Source organism: Stenotrophomonas sp. PS02300, from assembly GCF_029959395.1.
Lineage (GTDB): Bacteria > Pseudomonadota > Gammaproteobacteria > Xanthomonadales > Xanthomonadaceae > Stenotrophomonas > Stenotrophomonas maltophilia_AD.
Genome location: NZ_JASCOP010000008.1, coordinates 1 through 10,591, shown reverse-complemented (window position 1 = coordinate 10,591; position 10,591 = coordinate 1). Strand labels below are relative to the sequence as shown.

The window sequence follows — 10,591 nt, the reverse complement described above, 5'->3', positions numbered from 1 at the left end:
AGGGGGAGGCAGGTTGCGCCTTGCATCGTTGCATTTAGGGGGCCGAGGACACCGTGAAGGTCATATATACCTCCCATGCATTAGTCATTTGCCGCTCCTGCGATATGCTGGTCGAAGCATGGTCGAGTCCACGCTGAAGCCGGTGGCGGACGAGCAGATGTGGTTCAACCAGTTCCGCATTGGCCTGTGGCCGGAGTACTTCCGGGACAGCCAGTCCCGAAGGGCGAGGGCGCGCTCGACCGGCCCGACGCTGCATTGAAGATCACGGGTAGGTAGGCGGGTGCCTCTCTGGCATGATGCCGGAAGGCAGGACCAGGGAGTGGGCAGGCAATGGAGTTCGATTCGATTCGCCCCGCCATCAGCGGGGTGATTGGCGGGATCATCGCGACCTGGTTGACCAGCCGATGGGCCCGGAATCTACCGTCGCATTACCAAGGTTGGTCACGGGCATACCTGCTGCGTCGGCACCGCCCGGCAATCTGGACGGCCAACGCACTGTTCTTCATCGGTCTCTGCTGCGGAATCGCGCTTTACCCCATGGGTGGCTTCGCGAACACAGACTGGCGACCGTTGCTCTTGGGGTTCGGACTGGCATCGGTGCTGCCGCTCCTTGCGCTCGCCGTCGTTTCCCTTCTTTCTGGCCGCAACGTCAAAGAAGCCTATGTTGCATTCGCGCTTGGTCAAGGCAGCCCCCTGTGGGTGACCTACGGGATTCTCGGTGCGGGTGCCGTGTCGTTTTTCTTTGCCTTGGCCATCTTGACTGGCTGATCAAACGCACCCCGCCAAGCATCATGCAGAATTCTTCTCGGGTCCTGAAGCGGCAGGCTGTCCCGCTTGTAGCCGGAACCGGGCCACCCTATGATCACCGCGTAGCCTGGGCCCGGAATCTGGAAATCCCACACAACGGAGGTGAATGATGAAGGCTGTAGCCGCTGTCCTCTCGCTTTGCTGTGCATCTTTTTCCGTATCAGCTTCCACACCCGCATCCGTGCAGTTCACGGGCGTAGTGCAGCAGGACGCCTTGCCGCCTGTTGCACTGGATCTGCAACTGCCATCCCAGCAGGCCGCAACCGTTCAACTCTCCAGCGGCTTCAACCTGGAGCTGACTACCCCCGGCAACTCCGCCAGTCCAGATGGGGCCCGCATCAGGCTGCTGTCGTCCAAGGGGGAGGTCATGCACACGGCACGCGTACCGGATGCTGGCCTTGCCAGCGTCTCCTTCGCGTACCAGGTCTGCGCGGGTAATGTCACTTACATGAGCCCGGCGCCAGCCGTCGTGCCTGCCTGCAGAGTTTCAGCCCAACAGAGCCGCTGAAGCGGGGTGCCGCTGTTCCGCCCGAAGCCACTGGCAGAACGCCTCGGCATGCGGATGTTGCTCTGGCGATGGCCGACGGATCATCCAGAACGCATAGGCATTTTCCAGTTCCGTCAGCAGAGGCTTGACCAGGCGACCTTGTCGAAGGTCGTCCTCCACAAGCGGCGCGAGGCCCAACGCAACACCGTGGCCTGAAACTGCGGCTTCCTGGGCAAGATAGATGCTGGCGAAGACAGGGCCCGAAGCGGGGTTCACGTTCGTGGCACCTGCTGCCGCCAACCAATCCGACCACGCAGGAACCCCTGGGCGGCCTGTCGCGCCCTCATCGTGCAGCAGTGTGTAGCGGCACAGGTCGTCAGGGTGTTCCAGTCCGTGCGGGTTGGCGCCCAGCAGCGTGGGCGAGCACACGGGGAAGGCAGGCGCCTGCATCAGCAGATCTGCACGGACGCCAGCGTAGTTGCCCGGTCCATAGCGGATGCCCACATCAAACCCTCCACGCAGAAAGTCCGCATGCTCGTCGCTGGTGTCGATCCGCACCCGTACATCCGGAAAGGCCTGCTGGAAACGGTGCAGGCGTGGCACCAGCCACTTGGCTGCGAACGATTCCATGGTGGTCACCCGCAGCACGGCCGGCGCCCGGTTGCGTGCACGGTCCAACGCCAGGTCCAGCTGCCCCAACAGCTCGCCGACCGTTGCAGCCAGTTCGGCGCCTTCCGGCGTCAACGTCACCGAACGGTGGTTGCGCTGGAACAGGCTTACGCCAAGGTGCTCCTCCAGATGCTTCACCTGGTGGCTGACAGCCGCCGGGGTGACAAACAACTCGTTGGCCGCCGCGTTGAAGCTCAGGTGGCGTGCCGCCGCTTCAAACGTACGCAGGGCATTGAGCGGGGCGGAGGGGCGGGCTTTCACGGGCGCCTTGGGGAGCGGGGTCGTCCGCATCGTATCGCATTAGATTTTCTAACGCGACGTGCAAAACAACTCGTTTGTCGCGCCCCGGCGGGTTGGCCACGATGCCCATCCTGCCAACGGGGTGTCCCTAATGCGAATCCAGGAACTGGCTCCAGATGTGGTGATGTTCGTGGGCGATGAGGTCGAATCGGTTGCCACCGCCTTTGTGGATGGCGACCGGGTGCTGCTGGTCGACGCAATGGGCAGCGAGGCCGATGCCGCCCGGCTGAGGGAAGTCCTGTGCGGAGAGATGGAAAAGACGGTGCATCTGATCGCCGCCACCCATTTCATGAGCGACCACATTGCTGGCATGTCGCTGTTTCCCGATGCACTTACCCTGGCACACCGGCATCACCGCCAGGCGTTTCTTTCCCAGAACCGGCCCGTGCGCGCGCTCTACCGGGAGCCGGACATCGTGTTCGACAACATGGCACTGCGCTGGGGCCGCCACCAGCTGCGCTTCCTGCACAACCCCGGCAAGACCATGGACCACTTCAGCGTGGATGTGCCCACCGCCAATCTTGTCTGCGTGGGTGACAACATCGTGGGCAACATCGTCTACCTCTCCCGCGCAGACCCGGCGCTGCAGCGAGCCGCCATTGGCCGCATCCAGCAGTTCGGGCGGAGCCGGGTGGTAGGTGGGCACATGGGCGTGTTCGACGCGCCGGTACTCGACAACGCGCTCCATTACCTGCGGCGCATGCAGGACATCGTGGTGGACATCCGGTTGACCGCCACACCGGTGGAAGTGGCGGCGCTGATATCGAACATCCGGCTGGATGACTGCGTTGCGCCAGGCGTGGTGCCGACCGCGTTCGAACGGGAATGGCATGGCCACAATCTCGATGTGATCGAGAGCCAATCTATCTTCGCGCTGGATGCTGTGCTGGCGGCAAGGGAGCAGGCTGCATGAATGGCTTCAATCACCGCAGGCGCTTCCTTGCGGGCTGCGCGGGCGCGGCAGCGGCGACGCTGCTTCCTTTCGGGGTGCTGGCAGCTGCCGCAGTACCGCGAACACTGCGCGCCCAGCGGCTGGCATGGGCGGGAGTCCGCCTGCAGCTTCCCGACAGCACGCTGTTCATCGATCCGCTGGTCAGTCCGGAGGCATGGGGCAGGGCGCTACCCGACCGGTTGGTGCCGGTGGACGACACCGTGGGCGAAACCCACGTACTGCTCACCCACACCCATTCGGACCACTTCGATGGGACCGCAGTAGCGGCCGCACTCAAGAACGGCGGTGTACTGGCGTACCCCGCAGGCCTGCAGCCCTCACCGTGGCCGCAGGGCGCGCGTGCCCGCCCCAGTGCGCTGTGGGAGCCGCAGCTGCTGGGCGACTTCACCGCCACGCCGGTGCCCGCTTCGGATGGTTACGGGGATACGCAGGTTTCGTGGGTGGTCTCGGCCGGCGGGCGGCGCATTTTCCACGGCGGCGATACCCAGTGGCATGGCAACTGGTGGCGCATCGGCCGCCAGTTCAGCCCGTTCGATGCCGCGTTCCTTCCCATCAATGGCGCGCGCTTCGGCTGGCGCGAGCCGGTCAGCGGGCAGCCGGGCGTGCTTACGCCCGAGCAGGCGGTGGCCGCTGCGGTTATCCTCGGCGCTCGGGTGCTGGTGCCGATTCACTACGGCATCAGCGGAATGGACAAGTATGTCGAAGTGGACGATCCGCTTGGCAGGGTTCGCCAGGCCGCACGCGAGCGGCATGTCCCTTTGCAGATCATGGAACCGGCCACGTGGCTGCAGTGGCCGGAAGGGAGCCTATGAAAACGCTGGACTGCATCATCATTGCCTTCGCCGCATCGTCCCTGGCCCTCCATGCACACGCGGTGGAGCCGGCCAGCCCCAAGCGCCCCTCCGTCGAGCAGCTGCAGAAGGTCATCGTCAGCAGGGCGCCGCAGACCCGTGTGGAGGCTCCGGACAGCGAGCGCATCACCGCACGCCGCATCGATATCGTCGACGAGAAGGGCGTGATCCGCATGACCCTTTCGGGCCAGACGCCTGCGCCCATCATCGATGGCATCCAGTACAAGCGCGCCTTCAATGTGGCGGGCATGGTGCTGTACGACGACAAGGGCAGTGAGCGCGGCGGCTTCGGTACTGCGGACGTGGAGGGTGGCATGGCCGTGCTCGCGTTGGACCACCCTGCCATGGATGCGATCGGCTGGCGCGTCTCGCCGGATGGCGAGGTGCGGTTTTCGATCAACCAGGCGCCGCCGTTGATCCGCGAACCCCGCCTGGACAATCGCCTGATTCCGGGCGTGCAGACGCCCACGCGGATCCAGATGGTGGTGGGTGCCGATGGCACGCCGGCCATCGCGCTGAACGATAAGCAGGACCGTGCCAGGCTGCGCCTGACCGTTACCCCGGAAGGCTACGGGGCCATCGAGTTCCTGGATGCACAGGGCAAGGTGATCCATACACTGGCGCCGGAAGCAGCGCAGCAGTAACGCCATCCCCCTTCATGGAGTTCGCATGGACACTGAAATCCGGCAGCACGAGGAAGCCCTGCGCGTTGCGATGCTCACCAGCAATGTAGAGGCCCTTGATTCCCTGATCGCAGATGACCTGATTTTCGTGGGTTCTGCGGGCGAGGTGTTCAGCAAACAGGATGACCTGGCGCTGCATCGCTCGGGACGGCAAAAGCTGACCAGCGCGGAGTGGCGCTCAATAGAGGTTTCCCTGCGCGACCACGCCGCCGTAACCTCGGTGACGGCTGCGCTGGCCGGTACATTTTATGGGGCCGCGTTCTCCGGCCATTTCAGGTACTGCCGCCTCTGGGTGAAAACAGCGACCGGCTGGCAGGTACTGGGAGGTTCCGTTATCGCGCTACCATCGGGTTGAGCCCACCGCTGGACACACCTCATGACGAAGCTTGGCCTGCTCCTGATCGCGCTGATGACATCATCCGGGCAGGCCCACGCAGTACCTTCTTGGGGAGCACCTACGTCCAGCCCCGCCGACACCTCACCGGCCGCGCTCAAGCCGGGCCAGTGGGTGTGGGGCGGAGACTCCAAAGCGATGGGCCCGATGGCAGTGGTGGTCAGCATCACCGAGCAGCGTGCCTACGTGTACCGCAACGGCCTGCTGGAAGCCGTATCCACGGTGAGCACCGGCAAGCCCGGTCACGAAACGCCCACGGGTGTGTTCACCATCCTGCAGAAGGACAAGGACCACCACTCCAGCAAGTACAACGACGCCGCCATGCCGTACCAGGAGCGCCTCACCTGGGATGGCATCGCGCTGCATGCGGGCGGGTTGCCCGGCTATCCCGAATCGCACGGCTGTGTGCACCTGCCCACCGAGTTTGCGCGCCTGCTGTTCGGCGCCACCAACATGGGCATGGTAGTGGTGATCGCCAAAGACGGCGTGTCGGATCCTGGGCTGGTGCACCCGCTGGTCGCCAGCCCGATCGATCCGGGCACGGGCAAGGAAGTGCTGGATGTGCCGCTGGGCACGCAGGAGCAGTACCGCTGGCAGCCGGAGGTGGCGCCCACTGGCGTGGTGTCGCTGCTGCTCAGCACCAGCGACCGCCGGCTGTTCGCTTACCGTGACGGCAAGGAGATCGGGCGTTCGCGGGTGGATTTCCGCAACGGCGCTGCGCCGGCCGGAACCCGCGCCTACATGGTCGCCAACACCAAAGTGGCTGCCGGTGAGCCGTCATGGGTTGAGGTGGGCATTCCGGGGGAGGAGGCAGCAGGGGGAACGACGCTCAGCCAGGCGGACGAGCAGCGGGTACTGCTGCCAGATGGCTTCCGCGCCGCGCTCAAGCCGATCCTGCAGCCGGGCGTGGTGTTGCTGGTGACTGACAAGCACGTGCTCCCCGAAACCACCGGGCCGGCGCTGCAGGTACTCAACGCAGAGCAGCCCGCGCTGTGAGCGGGCTGCCCGCCATTCCCTAGAGCGACGGATTCGGAAGGAAGTGGGCGACCGTTCTCACGACAGCGGCGATGGGCAGTGCAATGGCTACCGCATGCGTGAATCGGTTGCTGGGACCGCGCTGGAAGGGGATCCACCCTGTCAGTGCAATCGTGCAGAGTGAAAAGACCACCACTGCGGTTCCCGTTGCCATCATCGCCAGGCAGAAGCTGATGAACGCAAAGAGGTTTGCCACGAGTTCGATGTAGGTGCGCTGTTTCATCAGACTTCAATCCATTGGCCGTCAGGTCTTCCGTGGCCGCACATGATGCGACCCGACAATGCTATCACGACGCATTCGCATTACGGCGTCCTGCGCACCTTGACGTTTTCCAGGGCTGGCGGAACACTCCGGCAGTTGGCAGTACCCGACTTCCCGGGGGGAAAGCAGTGATCTTGATCGCCCCAGTTACCACCTCGATGTTCCCGCGCGCAGCGCTGATCCTCGCACTCGTCCTGCTGCTTGCCACGTCAGGATGCGCGCAGGACGTATCGCCGATCCCCAATCCTGGCAACGCGTATCCGGGCGACCCAGGGCGACGTTTCCTTCTCAGGGACGAGCAGATTCGATTGAATGAAAGGCTGGCAGCACAAGGCGACACGGCCGCCGTTACCCGGCTCATCAATCATTACCAGTGGTGGGCCTCAGACCCGGTCAGGGCGCGTTTCTGGCTGCGTCGTGGAGCGGAGCTGGGGGACCACATGGCGATGCTCAACCTTGCATTGCAGATTCACGCCCTTGACGATGAGGCCAACTGCAAAGAGGCCGCATCGCTTCTAATGAGCATTCTGGAGACCTCCCCATCGAAGCGTCTCGAAGCAGAAGCAGCGGACTTTCTTGAATCATTGAGAACCGATGTGTCCGGGACCAGCCAATGCTACCGGTGGATTGGGCAGTGAAAACCCGCCTTGTTCTCAGCCGCATTCAGCTACCTGTTTCAGACATTCAGCTTCTTCACAATCCATGTACGTAGTTCAGCGCAATGATTGATCCGGCAGAGGGGGCGCTATTTACCCAAGACCCAAGAAGGAGTGCTGGAATGATCATGAACAAGAAGAGTGTGGTGTTGACGCGTACGCTGGGCGTGGCGCTCGTCGCCGCCCTGGGCCTTGGCGGTTGCGCCACGTATAAGGATGAGTTCGCGACGATCAACTCGCGCCTCGATTCCCTTGATACCAAGGTGAACAGCGCAGCGCAAAGTGCTGAATCGGCCAACCAGTCGGCTCAGCAGGCTAACCAGCGCCTGGATCAGATTGAAAGCCGTGTGCAGCGTCTGGAAACGGTCCCGCCGAAGCGTCAGCCGCGCGGTTAATCGCTTCGTCGCACATGCAGTACCGAAGTTTGTAAACCAGGACCCGGTGGCCGTTGATGGCCACCGGTTTCTTTGCTTTAGTCTGTCGTAGCTCCAAGGAATTCCCCCTACACCATGCACATGCACCCCGCTATCCGAGCCACGTGTGGCGCACTGGCGCTGACGCTGGCGTTCGCCGGCCCCGCCCTGGCCCGTGCACAGGACCCGGCCGAGCAGCAGCCCGCTGAACAGCCGGCTTCCTCCAACGATCAATTGCCGCCGGATCAGCCGGTGTCCGACACGGTGGTTCAGATCGCCGGGTGGGTGAAGGCGAGCAGGGACGCAGAAGGTTATCCGTTCGCGGTGATGGACAAAGCCGCAGCGCAGATTTTCGTGTTCGACGGCAATGGCAAGCTGCTTGGCGCAGCGCCGGGGCTGTTCGGCTCCGCTGTCGGCGATCATGTGGCGCCGGGCATTGCTGGTCTTGCGCTCAAGGAAATTCCAGGCCGCGATCGCACCACCCCTGCTGGTCGCTTCATTGGCGGTTATGGTGATTCACTCGACGCCGGCCGCGTGCTCTGGGTGGATTACGACAGCGCCATTTCCATCCATCCCACGGCGACCGGCGTTCCGGCCGAACGACGCGTCGAACGCCTGGCGTCCCCGTCGCCGGACGACAACCGCGTCACGCACGGCTGCATCAACGTCAATCCGGATTTCTACACCAGGATCATCCAGCCCACCTTCCAGAAAGGCGGCCTGTTCTACATCCTGCCGGACCAGCAGTCCCTGGCTGAGACGTTCCCGGACTTCGCGCAGAGCAGGGCAACGGCTCAGCACGACGAGGGTGGCGGTAAAGGCGCCTCCAAGTAGGATTTCGCCTGACGGTTGACGCAAACACGTTTGCACTGCAAACTGCTCCAAGGCGACCCCTTGGAGCACGTCATGCAGCTGCCGTCCGTCACCGACCCCTACAGCCGTTTCCAGGCCATGACCCGCGAGTACTCACGGTACTCGCGAAGCGCGGGCGGCATGTCCGCGATCGCCGGCGGCATTGCCTGCCTGGCCTCCTTCCTTGCCGGCGTCCTCTTGCCCGCCACCATTGAGCTGCGGGCGGTGCTCATCGCCGTGCCCGTGTTGTGGCTCGCGGGCAAGCAGTGGATGGTGCACCGTTACTACCAGCGCTTCGGCAAGGTCGAGGAGCAGGTAACGCCGACGGAGCGCAACTTCCAGCGCTTTTTCATCGCATTTACTGCGGTCATCAGCGCAGCAATCGTGGGGTTCGTGCTGACCCGGATGGTCCCGATGGGCAAGCTTCCGTGGGATCCGCGCGCAATTGGGTATCTCGCGGTTGTGGCGCTGCTGCCGCTCATTGTCTGGCGCTGGCTGCGCACGCCACTGGAGTTCATCGTGGGCGTGTTCCTGCTGTGCCAGGCCGCGGTGGCATTCACCGGCCAGACCTATGCGCTAGGCCCGACCACCGTGATGTTTCCGCTGGCGGCCATTGCATTGGTGGTGGTGGGCTGGCGCGACCACCAGCGGTTCCTGCGACTGCAAACGGAAATGCGCGCGTTCGTGGCCGCGCGGAAGCCGCTGCCATGACCCAGCTTCCCGACCCCCGCAGCCTGCTGCAGCTGGATCGCCTGATCCACGAACCGGCGCGCCTGCTGATCCTGTCGATCCTGGCAGGCGCTGAATCGGCCGAATTCGGTTTCGTCGAACATCTCAGCGGGCTGAGCAAGGGCAACCTGTCCAGCCACCTGAGCAAGCTCGAAGCGGCCGGGCTGGTCGCCATCGATAAATCGTTCCGCGGCAAACGCCCGTTGACCACCCTGCAGCTCACGCCTGCAGGTCGGCAGGGGCTGGCCGAGTACCGCACGCAGCTTGCGGCTGTCGTCGCAGGCATTCCCGATCCGCACAGCACGGACTCCTGATATGACATTGTTCGCGAAATTGACGGCAACGCTGGTTCTATCGCTGATGGCGTTCAGTGGCATTGCCGCTACCCAGGACACACGCCAGGACGGCGCCAACATGACCTCGCAGTTCTACCAGGGCCATGTCGATGCGCTGTGGGAGCGCATGACGCCGCAGATGCAGGCCGCATTGCAATCGAAACAGAACCTGACGGCACTGAGGGAACAGGTGCTCGCCGCAGGTGGCGAGGAAACCGACGTAGTCAGCGAAACGGTCAGCACCGATGGTGGGTATGACATCTATGTGCGCCAGGTACGGTTCGCGAAGAACCCGGCCATCATCCAGATCACCTGGGCATTCGATGCCCAAGGCATGATTGCAGGCTTCAACATCCGTCCACACCGGGCCGGTCCATCGCCGCCCGCGGCAAGCCAGCGCCTTGACTACAAAAACCGCACGCCGTTGCAGTTGCCGTTCTCCGACGAGTTCTACGTGTTCTGGGGCGGGCGCAGCGTCGAGCAGAACTACCATGCGGCGCATGCAAGCCAGCGTTTCGCCATGGACCTGCTGGTCCTGCAGGATGGCAGTTCACACCGTGCGGAAGGCAGCCGCAACGAGGACTACTTCTGCTTCGGCAAGCCCATCCTGGCCCCCGCAGACGGCAGGGTAGTGGAGGTGATCGAAGGCGTGGCCGACAACGTGCCCGGTGAGATGAACCCCGGCCAGCCCACCGGCAACCGCGTCGTCCTCGATCATGGCAACGACGAATACTCGGTCCTTGCCCATCTACGCCAGGGCAGTGTGCGGGTCACGAAAGGGCAGGTGGTGCGCACCGGCACGCAGCTGGCCGACTGCGGCAACAGCGGAAACTCGTCCGAAGCCCACCTGCATTACCAGTTGCAGGCCGGGCCCGAGTTCGGCAAAGCCACCGCATTGCCCGCGCAGTTCTCCAACTACCTGGCCGATGACAAGCCGGTCGCGCTGGGTGAGCCGGTGAAAGGCCAGCGCATCCGGCAGGCAACCGTCGCACCGTAGGGTGTGAGGCTAGGGGAGCTGCACCGGCCCTGATACGGAATCGCGGGTGATCAGCTGATGCGCAAGCACCTGGTTGACGGTAGCGGGCGCCCCCGCGGGCGCGCGCCCGGCCCCCCCCCGCAGGGTGTGGATGGCGGGGTGGGGCCCGTGCGCCCCCCGCGCGTGGGTT

16 protein-coding genes are annotated in these 10,591 nt (G+C 64.0%); 14 read left to right on the top strand and 2 right to left on the bottom strand.

The window, feature by feature from the left end; all coding sequences use genetic code 11:
• Window positions 1–118: 118 nt before the first annotated feature.
• The 3 genes from QMX79_RS03305 to QMX79_RS03295 all read left to right on the top strand — a co-directional run bounded on the left by QMX79_RS03305 (window position 119) and on the right by QMX79_RS03295 (window position 1,315).
• Entirely contained in the window at window positions 119–259 is a 141-nt protein-coding gene (locus tag QMX79_RS03305; protein WP_282244354.1) for a hypothetical protein, read from the top strand.
• A 71-nt stretch (window positions 260–330) separates the two neighbouring features.
• Window positions 331–768: a hypothetical protein gene (locus tag QMX79_RS03300; protein WP_282244351.1), complete on the top strand. Its 438-nt coding sequence runs from the start codon at window positions 331–333 to the stop codon at window positions 766–768.
• A 148-nt stretch (window positions 769–916) separates the two neighbouring features.
• On the top strand, window positions 917–1,315 hold the full coding sequence (locus QMX79_RS03295; protein ID WP_282244349.1) for a hypothetical protein: 399 nt from the start codon (window positions 917–919) through the stop codon (window positions 1,313–1,315).
• Here the strand turns inward: QMX79_RS03295 and gcvA are convergent.
• Entirely contained in the window at window positions 1,295–2,224 is a 930-nt protein-coding gene (gcvA, locus tag QMX79_RS03290; RefSeq protein ID WP_282244346.1) for a transcriptional regulator GcvA, read from the bottom strand. The two genes, QMX79_RS03295 and gcvA, sit on opposite strands and share 21 nt — an antisense overlap.
• 130 nt (window positions 2,225–2,354) lie before the next feature.
• Between gcvA and QMX79_RS03285 the strand changes: the two genes are divergently transcribed.
• The 5 genes from QMX79_RS03285 to QMX79_RS03265 are packed head-to-tail and all read left to right on the top strand — an operon-like array spanning window position 2,355 to window position 6,139.
• The gene (locus QMX79_RS03285; protein ID WP_282244344.1) at window positions 2,355–3,176 is read left to right on the top strand and encodes an MBL fold metallo-hydrolase; all 822 of its coding nucleotides are present in this window, start codon (window positions 2,355–2,357) and stop codon (window positions 3,174–3,176) included.
• Entirely contained in the window at window positions 3,173–4,027 is an 855-nt protein-coding gene (locus QMX79_RS03280; protein ID WP_282244343.1) for an MBL fold metallo-hydrolase, read from the top strand. The genes QMX79_RS03285 and QMX79_RS03280 overlap by 4 nt, the downstream gene beginning before the upstream one ends.
• Window positions 4,024–4,710, top strand: a complete 687-nt coding sequence (locus tag QMX79_RS03275) for a hypothetical protein (RefSeq protein WP_282244341.1) — start codon at window positions 4,024–4,026, stop codon at window positions 4,708–4,710. The genes QMX79_RS03280 and QMX79_RS03275 overlap by 4 nt, the downstream gene beginning before the upstream one ends.
• A 25-nt stretch (window positions 4,711–4,735) precedes the next feature.
• On the top strand, window positions 4,736–5,104 hold the full coding sequence (locus tag QMX79_RS03270) for a nuclear transport factor 2 family protein (protein WP_282244339.1): 369 nt from the start codon (window positions 4,736–4,738) through the stop codon (window positions 5,102–5,104).
• Window positions 5,105–5,125: 21 nt separating this feature from the next.
• The gene (locus QMX79_RS03265) at window positions 5,126–6,139 is read left to right on the top strand and encodes a L,D-transpeptidase (protein ID WP_282244337.1); all 1,014 of its coding nucleotides are present in this window, start codon (window positions 5,126–5,128) and stop codon (window positions 6,137–6,139) included.
• A 19-nt stretch (window positions 6,140–6,158) separates the two neighbouring features.
• On the opposite strand, the gene QMX79_RS03260 is transcribed toward QMX79_RS03265, so the two are convergent.
• The gene (locus QMX79_RS03260; RefSeq protein WP_282244335.1) at window positions 6,159–6,401 is read right to left on the bottom strand and encodes a hypothetical protein; all 243 of its coding nucleotides are present in this window, start codon (window positions 6,399–6,401) and stop codon (window positions 6,159–6,161) included.
• A 173-nt stretch (window positions 6,402–6,574) separates the two neighbouring features.
• On the opposite strand from QMX79_RS03260, the gene QMX79_RS03255 reads away from it, so the two are divergent.
• The 6 genes from QMX79_RS03255 to QMX79_RS03230 all read left to right on the top strand — a co-directional run bounded on the left by QMX79_RS03255 (window position 6,575) and on the right by QMX79_RS03230 (window position 10,422).
• On the top strand, window positions 6,575–7,078 hold the full coding sequence (locus tag QMX79_RS03255; RefSeq protein WP_282244333.1) for a hypothetical protein: 504 nt from the start codon (window positions 6,575–6,577) through the stop codon (window positions 7,076–7,078).
• Window positions 7,079–7,218: 140 nt separating this feature from the next.
• The gene (locus QMX79_RS03250) at window positions 7,219–7,491 is read left to right on the top strand and encodes a hypothetical protein (RefSeq protein WP_210132571.1); all 273 of its coding nucleotides are present in this window, start codon (window positions 7,219–7,221) and stop codon (window positions 7,489–7,491) included.
• A 153-nt stretch (window positions 7,492–7,644) separates the two neighbouring features.
• Window positions 7,645–8,343 (top strand): hypothetical protein, encoded by a 699-nt coding sequence (locus tag QMX79_RS03245; protein WP_282244437.1) that lies wholly within the window; start codon window positions 7,645–7,647, stop codon window positions 8,341–8,343.
• A gap of 72 nt (window positions 8,344–8,415) precedes the next feature.
• Complete coding sequence (locus QMX79_RS03240) at window positions 8,416–9,072, top strand: hypothetical protein (protein WP_282244323.1); 657 nt, start codon at window positions 8,416–8,418, stop codon at window positions 9,070–9,072.
• Window positions 9,069–9,404 (top strand): transcriptional regulator, encoded by a 336-nt coding sequence (locus QMX79_RS03235; RefSeq protein ID WP_282244321.1) that lies wholly within the window; start codon window positions 9,069–9,071, stop codon window positions 9,402–9,404. Before QMX79_RS03240 ends, QMX79_RS03235 begins: the two co-directional genes overlap by 4 nt.
• 1 nt (window position 9,405) lies before the next feature.
• On the top strand, window positions 9,406–10,422 hold the full coding sequence (locus QMX79_RS03230) for a peptidoglycan DD-metalloendopeptidase family protein (RefSeq protein ID WP_282244319.1): 1,017 nt from the start codon (window positions 9,406–9,408) through the stop codon (window positions 10,420–10,422).
• Window positions 10,423–10,591 lie beyond the last annotated feature (169 nt).

Coding starts and splice junctions, on each gene's coding strand:
- QMX79_RS03235 (WP_282244321.1), top strand. CDS start 9,069: ATGACCCAGCTTCCCGACCCCCGCAGCCTGCTGCAGCTGGATCGCCTG.
- QMX79_RS03300 (WP_282244351.1), top strand. CDS start 331: ATGGAGTTCGATTCGATTCGCCCCGCCATCAGCGGGGTGATTGGCGGG.
- QMX79_RS03275 (WP_282244341.1), top strand. CDS start 4,024: ATGAAAACGCTGGACTGCATCATCATTGCCTTCGCCGCATCGTCCCTG.
- QMX79_RS03260 (WP_282244335.1), bottom strand. CDS start 6,401: ATGAAACAGCGCACCTACATCGAACTCGTGGCAAACCTCTTTGCGTTC.
- QMX79_RS03305 (WP_282244354.1), top strand. CDS start 119: ATGGTCGAGTCCACGCTGAAGCCGGTGGCGGACGAGCAGATGTGGTTC.
- QMX79_RS03270 (WP_282244339.1), top strand. CDS start 4,736: ATGGACACTGAAATCCGGCAGCACGAGGAAGCCCTGCGCGTTGCGATG.
- QMX79_RS03240 (WP_282244323.1), top strand. CDS start 8,416: ATGCAGCTGCCGTCCGTCACCGACCCCTACAGCCGTTTCCAGGCCATG.
- QMX79_RS03230 (WP_282244319.1), top strand. CDS start 9,406: ATGACATTGTTCGCGAAATTGACGGCAACGCTGGTTCTATCGCTGATG.
- QMX79_RS03280 (WP_282244343.1), top strand. CDS start 3,173: ATGAATGGCTTCAATCACCGCAGGCGCTTCCTTGCGGGCTGCGCGGGC.
- QMX79_RS03295 (WP_282244349.1), top strand. CDS start 917: ATGAAGGCTGTAGCCGCTGTCCTCTCGCTTTGCTGTGCATCTTTTTCC.
- QMX79_RS03265 (WP_282244337.1), top strand. CDS start 5,126: ATGACGAAGCTTGGCCTGCTCCTGATCGCGCTGATGACATCATCCGGG.
- QMX79_RS03250 (WP_210132571.1), top strand. CDS start 7,219: ATGATCATGAACAAGAAGAGTGTGGTGTTGACGCGTACGCTGGGCGTG.
- QMX79_RS03285 (WP_282244344.1), top strand. CDS start 2,355: ATGCGAATCCAGGAACTGGCTCCAGATGTGGTGATGTTCGTGGGCGAT.